Below are 18891 nucleotides of genomic sequence, written 5' to 3' on the forward strand. Positions count from 1 at the left end.
ACTACTCCTTTCTACATAAAAAAGAAGAGCTAATGTTAGTTTTTATTATTCTATTTAATATCTAAAACCTCAATTGTCACGATAGACATGGATTCTGGTGGTACCTGTCCTGGTACACCATTTTTCCCATAACCGCCACTTGGTTTTATATAAATTTTGGCTTTACCATTGATACCCGCTTTTGCAATAAAGGTATTCAGTGGTAATGGCAGTTGACGGTAAGGTAAGATAAGCGGCTTAGCTTTATCATAATTAATAGTTACAGTACCGTCTGTCAACTCTTCATGCATTGTAAATACAACGGCTTTACCTGCAATTGAAGCCACAGGCTTACCCTGTTTTAATATTTTAAAATAGGTATTATCATCATATTGTACGTAATTTTGTTTTTGGATCTCAGATAAAATGGATTTATTGCGTTGAGCATTATCTTTTCCAATAATCGAATAAGCATAAGCAAGTTGCCCTGCAATCATCTGCCCTTCGCCCGCCATTTTTCCCAGTTGCTCTTTTAGCGTTTTATTCTCTTTTAAAATATTACTAGTATCTGTGTTAACTTTCGCTAACTCAGCATCTTTTGCTTTAATTTGCTCATTTAATTTAGTAATAGATTCTGTTTGCTGTTGCTTTAATTTACTAATTTGTTGGGTGTTTTCTGTGTTTTGTTTTTCTAATTGTGTTTTCGCTTCAGCTAATTGAGCAATCAATTTCTCCGTTGTATTTTGCTTTTCAGTAAGTTGTTTTTCTAGCAATACTAAAGCTTTCTCGCTCTCTGTCTTGCTCGTGGTAACTTGAGCTAACACAATATTATTCTCTTTAAATTGTGTATCTAATGTTTGATATTTATTCGATAACTCATTTTGTGCTTTCTCTAACTTAGCTATCAAATTATTTTTATCAGTAATTAAATTCTCAAATGCTTTTTCACCAGCAGATAAACTTTTCTTCAAGTCCGCTAATTCAGTGACTTTATTATCTAACTGTGATTTTAATTCTGGGATCGCTTTTAATTTCTCATCCACTTGCTCTTTTTGCTGTTGAACAGCTAAAAGCGATTTATTAAGTTGAATTTGCTCCTGATTACTTTTTTCAACTTGTGTTTTTAGTTGTGCTATTTCTTTTCGTTGTTCTTCAACAAGTTTGCTATGAGCGTCTTGCTGCTTTTCTGCATCTGCTACTTTTAATGCAAGTTCTTTAGATAAATCTTCACGCTCTGATGTAATTTTCAATAATGTACTTTGTAATCTATCTATCTCTTTTTTCGCAGAGTCATCTTTCAACAATAGTTGAGCCTGTGTAAGTTGAGTCTGCACATCTTCTTTTTCTTTCTTTATTGTTGCTAATTGATTTTGTACATCGGTGAGTTGGTTAGTTAATTTCTCTTGCTCTGTCGTGATTGTTGACAACGAATTTTCTAATGTTGCTATCTCTTTATTTTTTTCTGTTTCTAAATTAGCTAATTCTTGTTCTTTTTGCTTATTGTTACTGTTTAGCAATTGCTGAGATTCGACATACTGAGCCTGTATTGTTTCTTTTTCTTGTTTAATTTTAGCGAGTAATGCCTGCTTGTCATTTAATTGGCTAATTAACTTCTCTTGATCTACTTTTATGCTTTCAAGTGAACTTTGTAATTTATCAATCTCTTTTTTGGCGCTGTCATCTTTTAACAGAGCCTGAGCCTGCTGATACTGAGATTGTAATTGCTCTTTTTCTTGCTCAAGCTGAGTATATTTTTCCTCTAAGGCTTTAAGTATTCCCGCTTGTTTTTCAAAATCTTGTTGCTGTTTTGCTAACTCTGTATTTTTTACTGTTGTTGTCTGTAATACGTTCTCTTTTTCAGCTAATTGTTTAACTAATAAGTCTCGCTCTTTTTGTATTGTTTCTAAATCACTTTGTAGCTTGGCAACCGCCTGTTTTAACGTGTCATCAGTAAGTAAGTTGTTCGCTGTAGCTAACTTTTCTTCTGTTTCAGCCAGCGCCAATTCAAGTTGTTTAATTTGGTTATTTGCATTTTGAAGCTTTTCTAAATGCTCTTTTGTTATAGATGCCTGCTCTGTGTATTTTTGATACAGCGATTGGTATTTATTTCTCGTATCTGCTAAACGATTTAATAGCTCTTTATTAAAAAGAGGCTGTTTATGGTCGAGTACAGAACGATTGAACTGATATGCAAAGTGAAAAGGAATGGCCGTTACAGAATAAAATGTTCCTGGAATAATATCTAACAAGAAATTGTCATTACGCTGAGGCTTTGTATAACTCTCTTTTAAATAAAGAGCTAACGGATTATAAACCGTTACATTATTTCGGTAGCTATAACGATTAAGATCCTCTGGTGTAAATTGTGGTTTTATCGGAACAAATGAAAGTAACGGTGTTAAATAACGAGTGTAATCACTCTTTAATTCGGAATAATTAACAGGTAACACAGGGCAATCTTCTGCCAGCGTGATATCAGGGGTCTTAACAGACTCAATTGCCTGATTATCATTTTTAGCTGGCGTAGAAGGTTTGACTCGTTGCTCTGGTTTTGTTTGTTGAGCCACTGTTGTAGTGCGGTTCACGCCACGATTAGCCTGACCAGTTCTCGTTGAAGATGAAATTGTAGCAGATGTTTTTGGCTCAATTTTAATTGGCTCTTGCGTTTCAAAATAACGGTCAAAATCTTCAATAACAGAATTAAACTCATTATTGGCAAACGATAGTGTTGGAAACAGCATAAAAGCGAGACAAACACTCTGCTTTAATTTCATAGTAATTATTCACCTAATTTTTTTAATGTCGAATTAACTGACATAATCGACAAATAGCGAACTTTTGCACATAAAACTTCTGTTTTTGATTCAATACTCATTTTTAATAAATCTAAGCTGTCTTTACTTGCTGTACCTTGAACACTACGGTACATCGCATTGATTTCGCTAATTTCTTTAAATGAGCTCATCATAGATTTATAGTCAGATGGAGAAAAAGTTTTCAAAGAATCAAGTTGTTTGATACAAGCACTTTGTGGTGCTAACCCCAATTTCCCTGTATCTACACCACTATCTACAGACTCTGATGTTGGTGCCATAGAAAGTGGTTGTGCAACTGCCACTGGTTGATTTATTGCTACTGGTTGAGTTTGTGCTACTGGCTGTGTAGTTTGTGCTACTGGCTGTGTAGTTTGTGCTGGAGCAGGCGTTTCAACTGGACGAGAATTATCAGTCCACGCACACCCAGATAATGCGAAGACGCTGGTTGCCATAAAGACAGCGAGGACATTCTTTTTATTTTGTAATAAGGACATCATTTTTCCTTAATTCCGATCAGACTTAAATAAGAGCATATGAGTTGTCGCATTTTAAGCCATTTTATTATAATTTTCTATTACCTACTGCATAACTGCATACTAAATAAAAAAACTAGCACCCTTGTTTTCAATGAGTGCTCCTTTCATTTCATTTTTTTTCTTAAAATACTACTTACATCACACTAAATGCATCAATTTTTGAATATCGGATTTATTTAGCAAAAACGTTGTCATATAAACTGTTCGTTTTTATATTAATAAGATAATACCAGATAATTATAAAAATAATAATACGAATTTTATCATTTAGTTACACAATTTACGTGTAAAAATACACTTATATTCTGTTGCCGTTTTTTGATACAAAGATAGAATCAAAAAATGAATATCTAATATAAGAATTGATATTCATTTTATCCTTCCAAATAGGAGAACTAAGATGAGCCATTTTAAAATTGGTATCGTTGTCGGTAGTTTAAGAAACGATTCGTTTAATAAACAAACAGCACATGCCTTAATTAAATTATTTCCTCAAGAATTTACCTGTCAGTTTATTGATATTAGTACTCTTCCTCTCTATAACCAAGATGATGACAGCAATACCCCCTCCTCTGTTATTGATTTCAAACAGCAAATAAAAGCGTGCCAAGGTATCATATTTATCACACCGGAATATAACCGCTCGATACCTGGTGCGCTTAAAAATGCGATTGACCAAGCCTCTCGCCCTTATGGAACAAATGCTTGGAATAAAATTCCAGCTGGTGTTATTGGTGTTTCAACGGGTAATATTGGTACCGCAATAGCTCAACAGCATTTACGTAATTCGTTAGCCTTCTTGAATATGCCAACACTAAATCAGCCAGAATGTTATCTAAAATGGTATGACGGAATGGTTGAGAATGGGAAGTTTTCAGAGAAAACAGCAAGTTTTATACAAAACTGGGTTGATGCCTATGTTGTTTTTGTGAAACAAAATAATCAATAATCCCCCCCAAAAGAGCTTTATATAAAAATATAAGCTCTTTTCTTTTTTATCACCAGAGCTAATGTAATTTATTGGATTATAATATCCCTACTGACAAATAAAAAATCTCATCCTTCATTGGCAACAAGTAACTATTCCCTTTGTTCACTTCAATATAAAATAACATAAGACAAAAATAGATTATCTTTAAAAGATATATTCTTATTATTACAACTAAGAATTGTTTACTATACAGCCAACAATAAAGCCATTTAAAGAGAACTGGATTTGAGATCAAATTTAATCATTTATCTGATTCATTATAACGTTAGAGAATATCAATAAAGCTTCAATCTACAGCTACATATAAAATTTACAATTTAATAATTATTTTTAATATTTTATATTAGGTTAAAATATTAGCCATAATGTGCGATATATCTCTAAATAATACGTTTCTATAATTGTGATAAACAAAAAAATTACCTATATTACTCACCCATTAAATACTGGCAGGTAAATCATGGATAAAAATTTAAAAGAAATTGAATGCGAAATTGCCGCTCTAAAAATTGTTATCAAATCTTTACTTTCCACGCTAAGTGATAAACAACGAAGAGATATGTTGGGCAATATATCTGTAGTGCTTGAGGACACATCGAACAAATACCCTCAGTTCAATGAAGTTATTAACTTAACTGAACAATACGTGAAGAAACTTACTCAGCCCTAATGAAAATGATATTTACTATAGCTATAAAATTTACCCCCTAATTTTGTAGGGTATTAATAGCATCCTATTGATTATTTTATATAGGATATTCCGTGATTTTCCCCTATCAATACAATACTAAGTTAAATTTACTGAACATCTATTTTTCAAATTCCAAATATCCTCACATTTACTGTTCTAATATAAAATGCGATAAAAATATATATTTTTTTATCAATTTATTTTTTTCTTGGATTTTATTAACTAATTAATTAATATGAGAAATAATTTATCAAACAGCAATAAATTGTCGTTCTTTTGAGGTTCTTATGGAAAAAAAAGTTGTCAATATCGCGTATGAAATTGCGGCAATGAAAGTAATTTTAAAAGCCTTGTTATTGACTTTGACAGATAAACAAAAAGAATTAGTAATCCATGATATAAATAAGACCGTCAATGATGCTTATCTCGAACATCCTCAATATCAAGATGTTATAAGCAAGACAGAACAATATATAAAAAAAATGCTCTAAACATTGATTCTGTGTTCTTTAACAACCTATCTTATTATTTATAATAGAGAGGATTTGATCTGAATATTTAAAAAATTAAATCGCCTCAAGCTATAACATAATCACTGATTGATTATAAGAATTAAAATAGAAAGTACTTTTTTATTAATTGAGTATAAATAAAATAACACTATTATTTATAACTCACTTAATTTTGGCATAATTTTCTGTTTCTCATAAAAGAAATCATAAACTATGCTGTTTTAACACTCAATCAATGATTAAATTAAACTTTATATTTATTATGTTATGCGTCTAACGAGTAAAAACTTACCACCTTAGACACATACTTATACATTTTTTATATCAACGATGAGCAAGATTGAATTTTTGTACCGATAACTGTAATTCTTCAGTTTGCCTTTCTAATGAAATGGCCGCTGCGGAAACTTGTTCAACTAAAGAGGCATTCTGTTGCGTTACACCATCCATTTGGGTAATAGCCACGCTCACTTGACCAATACCTTTACTTTGCTCTTCAGATGCATTCGTGATTTCTTTCATTATTGACGTTACCTGTTTAACTCCCGTCAAAATGTCTTCCATCATTTTTTCCATATCACTCACTAATCTTGCACCTTTTGTTACCCGTGTTGTAGAATCAGCAATAAGGGCTTCAATCTCTTTCGCTGCTTTAGCACTATCTCCTGCTAAATTACGCACTTCATTGGCGACAACCATAAATCCTCGACCATGAGCTCCCGCTCTTGCCGCTTCTACTGACGCATTTAAAGCTAATATATTCGTTTGAAAGGCAATGTTATTAATAACATTGATGATATCAGCAATCTTACTTGAACTATTAGAGATCCCATCCATTGTTGTTACAACAGATTCAGCTAATTCATTACCTTTTTCAACAGTCACTGATGCAACTTCAGCCAATTCTCTCGCTTGATAAGCATGTTCCATATTCTGGTTAACAGCAGCTGTTATCTCTTCCATACTTGCTGCTGTTTGCTCTAATGCCGTTGCTTGCTCTTCAGTACGAGAAGCTAAATCGTTATTCCCTCTTGCAATTTCAGATGCACCACGATAAATATTATCACTTCCCACTCTGATCGTACTTACCGCGTCATGTAAACTATTTTGCATATCATTTAATAACGGTATTAATCGCCCTGCACAGTTATTACCAAAAGGCTCTAGTGGTTGACTCAGATCACCTTCTGTAATTTTCACAAAATGTTGACGAATGCTTTCGAGTGGTTTTTGTAGCATTAACACTAAATAACGATCAGTGAGAATAAGGATCCCGCCCCCTAAAATAGCGCTAATAATAATAACAATTTGTGTCACTTCAATAAGTCCATCCACCTCTTTAATCGTATTATCAATTTTTATATTTGCGACATTATTAAAGTTTTCACTCACGTTACCTAATTCACGACTCAATACCGGCGTTACATTTTTTGCATGATGTTCATATTGCTCTATGGTGCCATTGAGAGCTAATTCCATCTGCTTTTTTACACCTTGCTCAAAAAGCGCTTGCCATACATCCATTAACTCTTTTGATACTTTTGCATCCATCGGACCAGGAGAAACAGATTTCATATATGCAATCTGTTTTTCCATATTTTCCATCGCCAGCTGTGCTTGCGTAAAATCGACGTCTTTGCCTTTTGCTTTTTCCTCAACGAGGCGGTTTAATCGAGAAGTAAACCGAAAATACTGATCATTTCCCAGGCTGAGCGCAGCCATTTGCTTAATTATTTGATTATCAGATTGATTACCTTCAGATATTTGTGATAGTGACCAAGCGCTATAAAAACTAACACTGCCAAATAACACACATAAAGTCCCCAGTATGATTATCATCATCAGACGAATAGTAATGTTACGAAGTTTCTGCATCGAATTTCTCAACTAACAAGATAAAGTAATCCCAATAGGGCGTAATGTACTCTTATCGACACTTTTTCAATTTATTTTAATTTTTTACTAAAGTTTTTTATAAATTGGTTTTTTTATTTTATATACATAAAAAGAGTTAGGTATGGGAAGCAAAAATGTTACTTATATATCATTTTTTATAATTCTATATGAAAAACAAAAAATCATTTAAAATCATAATGTTGATATAATGATTGCGATAAGAACAAATAAGAATAGTTAAAGAAAAAATATTTGAAGAGAAAATAAATTTTAAGGGGCTATTAGTCTTTTAAAGCAAACTATTTATACACGTAACAGGGGACTTAATGATCCCCAACCATTTATTTCTATACCCAAAAGATCATTGCCAATAGCAACATTCGGCTCTCTTGCAGCGTCATCTTTTTATAGCAATACCTTGATTGTAATTCGTCACTGGGTTGTTTTATTTTAAATCCACCACCAAATTGCATTGATGTCGAGGTTGATACAAAATCAAGCTCTGCATATGAATAGAGTTAAGCAATGCTATATTTTATATGAAAATAATCTGAAACGCTGAAAACTGATACCCTCTAAACAAATCTCCCCATCAGGTTTAAATCCATAACGAGAAACTGTTTTTGCTACCTTTCTTGAATGCGGAAGTAAAATAGTGATACTTTCAATATTCATTTCATCAAATGCTCTACGAATAATTTCAGCATAAATTATTTTACCGACACCCCAAAAATTGGGATGAAGCACTAATGCAAGATCTGCATCATCATTTTCTTTTTGAAGCCCGCCCCATCCGGCAAACACCCCATCAATAACAAATGCCCAAGGACCATACCCATTATCATGCCATTGAGAGTCTTTATCTTTTGCCCATAGAATACTTTTTTCAATATCAAAATCAGGGCTCCCCAAAGGCATTTGTCGTAAAACCGCAGGATGATTATTGAGTTCTACAATATGTGAGGGATCTATCTGGGAGAGTTTTTTGAACTCTAAATGCATATGATTTCCTAAGTTATATAATATATTAAGTAAAGAACAGCAATACTCTAACCTTATACTTATAAAAATACACTAAATCATATCATCTTATTCTACTTTCTATCCCATTAATAAAAATAAATCGATTTAATTCAATCTATTACATAGATTGAATAAATTTCTAATATAGTCATAATTTGGGGAAATGGTGTATTAACAAACGGGTTGAACTATAAAAAGTTGAGGAGTGAGTTTGCAGATTATTTGGAGCGGGCGAAGGGAATCGAACCCTCGTATAGAGCTTGGGAAGCTCTCGTTCTACCATTGAACTACGCCCGCATTGGATTTTCTTGATTATACGCCTCCTTGATTGAACGACAATCCCTCTTCTTATTCAAATGACTATTTAATCATCAATAAAAATATAACCATTTGTTTTTAAAAATAATAAAGCCACCTTTTGGTGGCTTTATTACTATATTGTCATTCATTGTCATTCGTTAATTAAGAATTAGTTTAGAATAACAATTATTTATTTGGACGCATTGCAGGGAATAAAATAACATCGCGAATAGTATGGCTGTCAGTAAATAACATCACCATACGGTCAATACCAATACCTAAACCTGCGGTTGGCGGCAAGCCATGCTCTAATGCCGTAATATAGTCATGGTCGAAGAACATTGCTTCTGCATCACCGGCTTCTTTTTGGCGAACTTGCTCTTCAAAACGCTCAGCTTGGTCTTGTGCATCATTGAGTTCTGAGAAGCCATTACCAATTTCACGACCACCAATAAAGAATTCGAAGCGATCAGTGATAAATGGATTATCATCGTTACGGCGGGCTAATGGAGAAACTTCAGCAGGATATTCAATGATGAAAGTTGGTTGAATTAAGTGGCTTTCTGCAACCTCCTCAAAAATTTCACACTGAACACGGCCTAAACCCCAGCTTTTTTCAATCTTAATACCAATAGATTGAGCAATAGCAACCGCTTTATCCATATCATCAAGATCAGCCATTACAGTTTCTGGACGATATTTGCAGATAGCCTCTTTCATAGTTAATTTGGCAAATGGTTTACCAAAATCAAACTCTTGATCACCATATTTCACTAATGAAGAACCAAGTACTTTTTCTGTTAATGTACGGAATAATTCTTCAGTTAATTCAATCAGGTCACGATAATCCGCATACGCCATATAGAGTTCCATCATGGTGAACTCAGGATTATGACGTGGTGATACACCTTCGTTACGGAAGTTACGGTTGATTTCGAATACGCGATCAAACCCTCCCACAACTAAACGTTTTAAATATAACTCAGGTGCAATACGCAGATACATATCGATATCTAACGCATTATGATGAGTAATAAACGGACGCGCACTCGCACCACCTGGAATGGTTTGCATCATCGGCGTTTCAACTTCCATAAAGCCTTTGTCCACCATAAATTGACGGATACCCGCCATAACTTGCGAACGAATTTGGAAAGTTTTACGCGATTCTTCATTAGAGATCAGATCTAAATAACGCTGACGATAACGCATTTCTTGGTCAGCTAAACCGTGAAATTTATCTGGTAACGGGCGCAATGCTTTAGTCAATAAGCGCACTTCTGTACAGTGAACACTTAGTTCACCCGTTTTCGTTTTAAAAACACGACCACGAGCACCTAAGATATCGCCCAGATCCCATTTCTTAAATTGCTCGTTATAGATACCTTCTGGTAAATCATCACGAGAAACATAAAGCTGAATACGGCCACCCATGTCTTGCAATGTAGCGAAAGATGCCTTGCCCATAATACGGCGAGTCATCATACGACCTGCAATAGAAACTTCCACATTCGCTGCTTCTAACTCTTCTGCACTCATTGCATCATACTTTTGATGTAATTCGTTAGACAGAGAATCTCTGCGGAAATCATTTGGGAATGCGTTACCATTATCACGTAAAGCGGATAATTTTTCGCGGCGTGTTTGCAGTTCGTTATTTAAATCAGGTGCCTGCTCCGCACCTTGTTGCTGTTGCGACATGTTTTTCCTCACAGGCCCGCTTTTAAGCTAGCTTCAATAAATTTATCAAGATCACCGTCTAATACTGCTTGTGTATTACGCGTTTCCACACCAGTACGTAAATCTTTAATACGTGAATCATCAAGAACATAAGAACGAATTTGACTACCCCAGCCAATATCGGACTTGTTATCTTCCATTACTTGCTTGTCTGCATTTTTTTTCTGCATTTCTAGCTCGTATAACTTCGCTTTCATCTGCTTCATTGCCTGATCTTTGTTCTTATGCTGAGAGCGATCGTTTTGGCATTGAGTGACAAGACCTGTTGGAACGTGAGTAATACGAACCGCAGATTCTGTTTTGTTAACGTGCTGTCCACCCGCACCTGAAGCACGATAAACGTCAATACGTAAATCAGCTGGGTTGATTTCAATATCGATATTGTCATCAACTTCAGGATAAATAAAGGCAGAGCTAAATGAGGTATGGCGACGGCCACCTGAGTCAAATGGACTTTTACGAACTAGGCGATGTACGCCTGTTTCTGTTCGTAACCAACCATAAGCGTACTCACCAATAATTTTGATAGTCGCTGATTTTAATCCGGCAACATCACCGTCAGATTCTTCAATAATTTCTGTTTTAAAGCCTCTTGATTCAGCCCAACGTAAATACATACGCATCAGCATACTTGCCCAATCTTGAGCTTCTGTACCACCGGAACCGGCTTGTAAATCAAGATAGCAATCCGCACTGTCATATTCACCAGAGAACATACGACGGAATTCTAATTGCTCAAGTTTTTTATTTAAACCATCTAATTCAGCAATAGCTTCGTTAAATGTTTCTTCGTCATCAGCTTCAACTGCTAATTCAAGTAAACCAGAAACGTCTTCTAGTCCTTGCTCTAACTGATCGATTGTTTCTACGATAGCCTCAAGAGATGAACGCTCTTTGCCTAATGCTTGTGCCCTTTCTGGCTCATTCCAGACATCAGGTTGCTCTAATTCAGCGTTAACTTCTTCTAAACGCTCTTTCTTGGCATCATAGTCAAAGATACCCCCTGAGAACATTCGTTCTTTCAGAGACTTCTTCTATTTGGTGTTTTACTGGGTTGATTTCAAACATACTTTTTCATCTTTATGTTGTTTTCAAAAAACAATTGGAATAAATTTTGAACCGCATATTGTAACGGATATATCAGCGGGTTTATAGCATTTATATACAATTGCCCATCAGATAATTGTTACCATAACAACGTTACTCTTTAGATCACAAAAATTATCTAATTATTCGAGTTAACAAGGCCAAATATGTTCAACAAGCAGTTGCGCATTACGTTGCCCCCTAAACTCATTTACATCTAATCGATAAGCTAACTCAACCGTTTTAATACTGTTATCAGGCCACATATTGATATCAACATTAAATGCAATAGCATCAATCATAAGGTGACTATTTACTGGCTGAAGCATCATTTTTAAATGCTTACTGCCCACAATGCGTTGTTGTAACAGCGTAAACTTACCGTCAAATAAAGGTTCAGGAAAAGCTTGTCCCCAAGGACCCGCTTCTCTTAACATTTCTGCGATAGGCAATGAAAGTTGATTATCGGTTAGTTCACCATCCGATAAAATAACACCTTGCAACTGTTCATCAGAAACCAATTCTGACATTAAAGATGAAAAATGACGTTGAAATAACGGAAATTTATCTTCTTCAAGTGAAAGACCCGCCGCCATTGCGTGTCCACCAAATTTCACCATCAATCCTGGGTTTAATGTATTTAATCGTTCTAAAGCATCACGAAGATGAACGCCACTAATTGAACGACCAGAGCCTTTTAACAGGCCATCACCACTAGGAGCAAAAGCAATAACAGGACGATGTAATTTTTCTTTAATGCGAGAAGCTAAAATACCTACAACACCTTGGTGCCACTCAGGATGATAAATCGCTAAACCATTAGGTAAATCATGTTGGGTTCCCATAAATTGACGGAAAATAGTTGAAGCTTCTTCTTGCATACCCGCTTCAATTTCACGCCGAGTTTGATTTAATCCGTCAAGTTCATTAGCAATTTCACGTGCAGAGCCAATATTATCAGTTAAAAGTAAAGCGACGCCCACAGACATATCATCAAGACGACCAGCGGCATTTAAGCGAGGCCCTAAAGAGAAACCTAAGTCACTACTAACCAATTGAGATAGCTCTTTACGAGAAACTTCTGTAAGTGCTTTAATCCCGACACAACAACGACCTGCTCTAATTCGACGTAATCCTTCATAAACAAAAATACGGTTATTTTCATCCAGAGGAACAACATCGGCTACAGTACCTAGCGCAACTAAATCAAGAAAATCGGCCATATTGGGGCGAGTCAAGTTTTGTTGCTCAAACCAACCTTGTTTTTCTAATTCAGCTCTTAATGCCGTCATTAAATAAAAAGTAACCCCAACTCCCGCTAATGCTTTAGATAAAAAAGGACAATCCGAAAGATTAGGGTTAATAATCGCATCAGCAGCAGGTAATGTCTGACCAGGTAAATGGTGATCTGTCACTAGGACTCGAATACCATATTCATGAGCGGTGTCCACACCTTCAAAAGAAGAAATTCCATTATCAACAGTGATAATGAGATCAACCCCTTTTTTAGCAACATCATGAACAACTTGGGGACTTAAACCATAACCATCATCAAAGCGATTAGGAATATGATAGCTAACCTGCTTAAAGCCCATTTGACGTAATGCTTTAATTGCAAGTGCTGTACTCGTTGCACCATCAGCATCAAAATCACCGACAATAACAATACGAGACTGCTCTTTTAACGCCTCAATCAATAATGAGATTGCCGTTTCTATTCCAGTTAATGCGTGATAATGAAGTAAGCCTTTTAACGAGCGTTCTAGTTGAACTTCAGATGTTATCCCACGATTAGCATAAATCTGTCTTAATAAAGGATCTAAGTTATCCGGTAGTTGAGTTTCCTGAGCCTTTCGGCGACGCAATGTCGGTTCAATAGTGACCATAAAACGTAATTACTTCTCTTTTTTATTTAATAGTTCAATAAGGTTTTGGGCTGATATATATCCACCATAAATACTAGCGTTAGGCAACACGATAGCGGGAGTTCCTTGAATGCCCATCATTGTGCCTAATTTAAAATGTTCATTTATATTGATTTTTTTGCAATCATCAATCGCAATAATTTTGTCACCTTTAAATGCACTATCTAATGATTTATTAGGGAAACCACTACACCACACCGCATTCATTTCTTTACTCACAATATTATTGCTAACACCGTTACGAGGGAACGCTAAATAACGTACCGTTACCCCTTGTTTATTCAGCTCTGGGACTTCTTGATGAAGTTTTTGGCAATAAGGACAACTAATATCTGTAAAGATAGTGATCACATGGCGTTCATTACGTGCCTTATAGACAATCATTTCATTTTTAAGTGAATCAACTTTTTTCATAATGACTTGATTAGCAATACTAACAGGCTCACCGCTACTGATATTATAAATAGGCCCTGCGGTCAGATATTTACCATCATCTGTAATATAAAAAATGCCCTTATCTGATAATACCGCATTTAATCCAACAATCGGTGTTGGTTGAATGCTTTCTGCTTTAATCTGCATTTTAGCCAATTGCGCTTCAATAGAAGCATTGTCAGCCAGCACTGGCATTGACACCATACTTAATAATATTGGCAACCAAAATAATTTCTTTTTCATTTGAATTCCTATTTAACGCCGGCTTTTTAGCGACTATCCCCTTGGATGATGTTGCTGATGAAGCGCTTTCAAGCGTTCTGTTGCAACATGGGTATAAATCTGTGTTGTAGAGAGGTCACTGTGCCCCAATAACATCTGTACAACACGCAAGTCTGCTCCATGATTTAAGAGATGTGTCGCAAATGCGTGACGCAACACGTGGGGGGATAGTTTTTCAGTATCGATCCCTGCTATCACGGCATAATGCTTTATCCGATGCCAAAACGTTTGTCGTGTCATTTTTTGTCCTCTTAAGCTAGGAAAAACAATATCATCCGTTTTACCTTGCATTAAAGTAGGTCTTCCATATTGCAGATATTGCTCTAGCCAGTAAATAGCTTCTTCACCTAAAGGAACTAACCGTTCTTTATCGCCCTTACCAATAATACGTAACACACCTTGCCGTAAGCTAATATCAGAAAGAGATAATCCCACTAATTCAGAAACACGAAGTCCACATGCATAAAGAACTTCAAGCATTGCTTTATCACGTAATTCAAGCGGCTCATCAATACAAGGGGCATTGAGTAAATCATCAACTTGCTGCTCACTTAAATCTTTTGGTAAACGTTTAGGAAGCTTAGGCGTTGAAAGTAATGCGCTAGGATCATCTAAACGTAATTTTTCGCGATATAAATATTGGAATAAACGACGCATTGTACTGAGTAATCGGGCTGCACTGCTGGCTTTATAACCTTCATCTAAACGCGTCGCGAGAAAAGATTGCAAATCCAAAGTAGTGACTGATAACCAATCTAACTGATGATGAGCAAGCCATTGCCCCAATGCTTGTAAGTCTAGGCGATAAGAGCTAAGCGTATTTGCGGATAAGCCTTGCTCTAACCAAATATTGTCGAGAAATTGTTCAATGATAATATCAGTACCTTCATTGATATGAGTTGTCTTTTTTGTCGATAATTTGGTTTGTGACACAGTCTGACTCTCCCTCTCTTTAGCTTATCGCCTTTACATTATGCCTTATAAAAAAATTTTTCTGGTACAATAGTGACCTTTATTGGCAAAAATATCCTAAAAACATTTATGAAAATTGGTCTATTTTACGGTTCCAGCACCTGTTACACCGAAATGGCAGCAGAAAAAATTCGTGATATTCTCGGTGAAGAGTTCGTTGATCTTCATAATGTTCAAGAGTGTGATATCACGCTTATGGAGCAATATGACATCCTTATTTTAGGTATTCCAACTTGGGATTTTGGTGAGATCCAAGAAGATTGGCTCAATATTTGGGATACATTGCCGACATTAAATTTAAAAAATAAACTTATTGCAATGTATGGAATGGGTGATCAAATTGATTACAGCGAATGGTTTCTTGATGCGCTAGGTATGCTCTATCATCACTTATTACCAAGTGGTGTTAAATTTATTGGCTTCTGGCCTATTGATGGATATGAATTTATCAGCCCAAAACCTTTATCAGATGATGGTAAACATTTTGTTGGTCTTGCATTAGATGACGTTAACCAGTTTGAAGAAACTGATGAACGTTTATCACAATGGTGTATGCAAATTCTACGTGAAATAGAAGAAAACTTATAAATTTAATATCCAGATATTAAATATCTGGATATTGCATTAATAACTGAGAGAAGTTGCGCCACTCATTTTCAGTCATACTATCAAATGCAACCCATAACGTGATTTGCTTTTTATTTAGAATAGAAGTCAATGTTATTCGAGTACCAAAACGGCTGATCCAAGGACGTTTTGTTATTTGCCATTCATGTAGTTTCCATTGAATTCGATTGCCATTGAGTAAAATAAAATCCCCTTTGATACGGCTAATACTCTTTTGTGTAAAATACCAACTACTTATCAGGAAAAGTAACAATGGAACCCAAACATAAATAAAATCAGGTGGCCATGGATACAACAGTAAAGCTATCACAAAGGCAACATAAGCAACCGTTGAGAAGAGTTGAGTGAACCATGATACGGTGAGATGCGATTTCCATAAAATCACGAGTTATATTAACTCCTGCTATAATTCTATATAGATAGTAATAAGTTAAAGATAATAAAAATGAACCTATTTATAATGTAACTTCTTCCTTAATCTTGCAAATAGTTTATCTTATATTTTAGCTTGATTATTTATTGTTAATTTTTCTATTTAATATATGTTAAAAAACATAATTTAATAGCAAATAAGCAATTTCTATTATTGCTTAATCGTTGTTTTAATAAAGTCAGCATACCTGATTTATTAAGTATAAAGTGAAATAGATCGAAAAAAGGCGATTTAAGCAAGCATTTTTAGAGGTAGCGCTCAAAATTAACGCAACTATATTTTTTATTTCAGTAAATTTTAGAGTACCATTAATATTATTAATTTTTTATATAAAAAATAAAAACGCCTTTATTTAGTGAGAAAATAAAAGCGTCATTTTTAATCAATCTTAATTATTATTTAATCTATCGCTGATTTGATAATCTATTTTATTAATATTTATCAACGATCTCCGCCATTCTCGCTTTATTGCGATCTTGAATTAATTTCACCATATAATAGAGCTCATCATCATCAGGGCGTCCATGATTCATTAACCAGTTAAATAAATCAGGATCTGCACACTCTAGTAAACGAACAAAAAGTGCTTTATCGTTATCAGATAGCGTATCGTACTCATTCTCGAAAAAAGGCATGATAGAAATATCTAGCTCACGCATTCCACGACGACATGCCCAGTTAATTCGTGCTTTATTCTCTATATCGATAGTCATACTCTGCTCTTTACATTGTTCAAATCAAGAAATACCACTATTTCTTCCTAGCATTGATGATAGTCTTATCACAAAAATTTTAACATCAAAATGATCACAGTTTGCTGGTTTAGTCTCATAGACAACTTATTGAACACGCTTTCATTTGTTATTTATCAAGTTCATTTTCTGTGCGTTAAAAATAATAATGACTTGCATTGTCTTGTCACTCTTTTACCATAACTGATGTATCTGATTAATTTAATAGCTGGTGACATCATGACTCAAAATTCTACTCAGGCTAAACGCCCTCATGCAGCAATCAATTTGCCATTAACACTGGTTTCTTTAGATGAATGGTCACTGATAACAGCAACAGGTGCTGACAGTGAAAAGTATCTACAAGGTCAACTAACAACGGATATTGCAGCACTTCCAACAACGACACATACATTGGCTGCACACTGTGAAGCAAAAGGTAAAATGTGGAGTACACTTCGCTTATTCCACCAGCAAGAAGGTTTTGCTTATATTCTGCGTAAAAATGTCGCACAAAAACAACTTGCCGAATTAAAAAAATATGCCGTATTTTCAAAAGTAACCCTAGCTGAAAATACAGATAGCGTTTTATTAGGATTAGCTGGGCAAGGTGCAGCGCTTGCATTAGCTGATTACTTTCCAAATATCCCTCGTAAAGCGAACGAAGTCGTTAATCACGAGAATACTTATATTCTTCAACTGCCTTTACCTACTGAACGCTTTTTAATCGTAACAGATGAAGAAACAGCAAAAAATCTTGTAGCAACATTAAAAGCAGAAATCAGTAATAGTGAGCAATGGTTAGCTTTAGATATTGAAGCGGGATACCCTATTATTGATACTCCAAATATTGAGCAATTCTTACCTCAAGCAACAAATCTGCAAGCATTGCCACTAAGTATCTGCTTTAAGAAAGGCTGTTATACCGGACAAGAGATGGTATCTCGTGCGAAATTTAGAGGCGCCAATAAACGTGCAATGTATCTGTTATCAGGTGGTGGTACTGAATTACCTGAGATCGGAGGTAGCATTGAATGGCAATTAGGTGAAGATAAATGGCGTAAAACAGGAACAGTATTAAGCGCTGTACGTATGGCTGATAATACTATTTTGGCTGAAGTTGTTATGAATAACGATATGGAATTCGATAGTGTATTTCGAGTTCAAGGCGATAACACCAGTCGTTTATCCATTAAACCACTGCCTTATTCTTTAGAAGAAGAGTAATTCTTATTTATCATAACCAATACGGACTTTTATGACACAATTACCTAAAGGCGCATTTGGCCCCTTCTCTGATACGATTAACTTTATTATGGAGTTAGATAAACTAAAACGTGTTTATCGTAAAAATAATGTATTAGACAATAGCCGTTCCGAAAATACCGCAGAACATAGCTGGCATTTTGCCGTTGCAGCAATGAGTTTTCAGCCCTATGCAGGTGACATTGATATGGGACGAGCTATTCAGTTAGCCCTTGTTCACGATATCGTTGAAATAGATGCTGGCGATGTGATGGTTTATGATGTTGCGGCTCGCGAAGCAATTAAAGAGCACGAGCAAAAAGCTGCAAAACGCATTTTCTCTTTATTACCTTCCCCACAAAGTGAATATTTCCTCAATTTATGGCTGGAATATGATGCAGCTGAAACACCAGAGTCTCAGTTTGCCAATATTCTTGATCGCACTATGCCAATGCTGATGAATTTACATAATGAAGGTCAAAGCTGGGTTGAAAATAATATCCGCTTAGAGCAAGTATTAGCACGTAATCTGTTTATTGAAAAACAGTGGCCTGAATTTTGGCAATATCTCTACCCTCAATTATTAGAGGCACAGAAAAAAGGCTGGCTGAAGTAATACATTCAGAATTTTTTAAATAAAAAATACCGATGGCTAACTTAACCATCGGTAT

17 protein-coding genes and 1 tRNA gene are annotated in these 18891 nt (G+C 35.2%); 6 read left to right on the plus strand and 12 right to left on the minus strand.

The window, feature by feature from the left end; genetic code table 11:
• Positions 1-50: 50 nt before the first annotated feature.
• Together DK858_RS07450 and DK858_RS07455 are read right to left on the minus strand one after the other, a co-directional pair.
• The gene (locus DK858_RS07450; RefSeq protein ID WP_109396859.1) at positions 51-2753 is read right to left on the minus strand and encodes a sugar transporter; all 2703 of its coding nucleotides are present in this window, start codon (positions 2751-2753) and stop codon (positions 51-53) included.
• Positions 2754-2758: 5 nt separating this feature from the next.
• Entirely contained in the window at positions 2759-3289 is a 531-nt protein-coding gene (locus DK858_RS07455) for a hypothetical protein (RefSeq protein ID WP_228407232.1), read from the minus strand.
• Between the two features lie 442 nt (positions 3290-3731).
• Between DK858_RS07455 and DK858_RS07460 the strand changes: the two genes are divergently transcribed.
• The 3 genes from DK858_RS07460 to DK858_RS07470 all read left to right on the plus strand — a co-directional run bounded on the left by DK858_RS07460 (position 3732) and on the right by DK858_RS07470 (position 5504).
• Entirely contained in the window at positions 3732-4280 is a 549-nt protein-coding gene (locus tag DK858_RS07460) for an NADPH-dependent FMN reductase (protein ID WP_109396861.1), read from the plus strand.
• 502 nt (positions 4281-4782) lie between these two features.
• Positions 4783-4992, plus strand: a complete 210-nt coding sequence (locus tag DK858_RS07465; protein ID WP_109396862.1) for a sigma-S stabilization anti-adapter protein IraP — start codon at positions 4783-4785, stop codon at positions 4990-4992.
• A 308-nt stretch (positions 4993-5300) separates the two neighbouring features.
• Positions 5301-5504: a hypothetical protein gene (locus tag DK858_RS07470; RefSeq protein WP_109396863.1), complete on the plus strand. Its 204-nt coding sequence runs from the start codon at positions 5301-5303 to the stop codon at positions 5502-5504.
• A 345-nt stretch (positions 5505-5849) separates the two neighbouring features.
• On the opposite strand, the gene DK858_RS07475 is transcribed toward DK858_RS07470, so the two are convergent.
• The 8 genes from DK858_RS07475 to xerD all read right to left on the minus strand — a co-directional run bounded on the left by DK858_RS07475 (position 5850) and on the right by xerD (position 15145).
• Positions 5850-7400, minus strand: coding sequence for a methyl-accepting chemotaxis protein (locus DK858_RS07475; RefSeq protein WP_109396864.1), 1551 nt, complete (start codon positions 7398-7400; stop codon positions 5850-5852).
• 549 nt (positions 7401-7949) lie between these two features.
• The gene (locus DK858_RS07480; protein WP_109396865.1) at positions 7950-8423 is read right to left on the minus strand and encodes a GNAT family N-acetyltransferase; all 474 of its coding nucleotides are present in this window, start codon (positions 8421-8423) and stop codon (positions 7950-7952) included.
• A 244-nt stretch (positions 8424-8667) separates the two neighbouring features.
• Positions 8668-8741 (minus strand) — tRNA-Gly (locus DK858_RS07485).
• Between the two features lie 189 nt (positions 8742-8930).
• A complete protein-coding gene (gene lysS / locus DK858_RS07490) occupies positions 8931-10445 on the minus strand; it encodes a lysine--tRNA ligase (protein WP_109396866.1) in 1515 nt (504 codons plus the stop codon).
• A gap of 8 nt (positions 10446-10453) precedes the next feature.
• Positions 10454-11552, minus strand: a protein-coding gene (gene prfB, locus DK858_RS07495; protein WP_109371064.1) for a peptide chain release factor 2 whose coding sequence is annotated in 2 segments (ribosomal slippage) — positions 10454-11476 and positions 11478-11552 — 1098 coding nt in all. Because the reading frame shifts where the segments join, the coding sequence is not laid out codon by codon here.
• Positions 11553-11722: 170 nt separating this feature from the next.
• A complete protein-coding gene (recJ, locus tag DK858_RS07500) occupies positions 11723-13456 on the minus strand; it encodes a single-stranded-DNA-specific exonuclease RecJ (RefSeq protein WP_109396867.1) in 1734 nt (577 codons plus the stop codon).
• 9 nt (positions 13457-13465) lie between these two features.
• A complete protein-coding gene (dsbC, locus tag DK858_RS07505) occupies positions 13466-14173 on the minus strand; it encodes a bifunctional protein-disulfide isomerase/oxidoreductase DsbC (protein ID WP_109396868.1) in 708 nt (235 codons plus the stop codon).
• Between the two features lie 33 nt (positions 14174-14206).
• Positions 14207-15145 (minus strand): site-specific tyrosine recombinase XerD, encoded by a 939-nt coding sequence (xerD, locus tag DK858_RS07510; RefSeq protein ID WP_109396869.1) that lies wholly within the window; start codon positions 15143-15145, stop codon positions 14207-14209.
• A 108-nt stretch (positions 15146-15253) separates the two neighbouring features.
• Here xerD and fldB point away from each other — a divergent pair, with 108 nt between their 5' ends.
• Complete coding sequence (gene fldB, locus DK858_RS07515) at positions 15254-15772, plus strand: flavodoxin FldB (RefSeq protein WP_109396982.1); 519 nt, start codon at positions 15254-15256, stop codon at positions 15770-15772.
• Positions 15773-15788: 16 nt separating this feature from the next.
• Here fldB and DK858_RS07520 read toward each other — a convergent pair whose 3' ends face one another.
• Positions 15789-16196 (minus strand): protein YgfX, encoded by a 408-nt coding sequence (locus DK858_RS07520; protein ID WP_109396870.1) that lies wholly within the window; start codon positions 16194-16196, stop codon positions 15789-15791.
• 479 nt (positions 16197-16675) lie between these two features.
• Positions 16676-16951 carry an FAD assembly factor SdhE gene (gene sdhE / locus DK858_RS07525; protein ID WP_072063493.1) on the minus strand — a complete coding sequence of 92 codons (276 nt, stop codon included), beginning with the start codon at positions 16949-16951 and terminating at the stop codon, positions 16676-16678.
• 264 nt (positions 16952-17215) lie between these two features.
• On the opposite strand from sdhE, the gene ygfZ reads away from it, so the two are divergent.
• Both ygfZ and DK858_RS07535 read left to right on the plus strand, forming a co-directional pair.
• Positions 17216-18202 carry a tRNA-modifying protein YgfZ gene (gene ygfZ / locus DK858_RS07530; RefSeq protein WP_109396871.1) on the plus strand — a complete coding sequence of 329 codons (987 nt, stop codon included), beginning with the start codon at positions 17216-17218 and terminating at the stop codon, positions 18200-18202.
• A gap of 31 nt (positions 18203-18233) precedes the next feature.
• Positions 18234-18836, plus strand: coding sequence for an HD domain-containing protein (locus DK858_RS07535; RefSeq protein WP_099074840.1), 603 nt, complete (start codon positions 18234-18236; stop codon positions 18834-18836).
• Positions 18837-18891 lie beyond the last annotated feature (55 nt).

Source organism: Proteus faecis (assembly GCF_003144395.1).
GTDB lineage: Bacteria > Pseudomonadota > Gammaproteobacteria > Enterobacterales > Enterobacteriaceae > Proteus > Proteus faecis.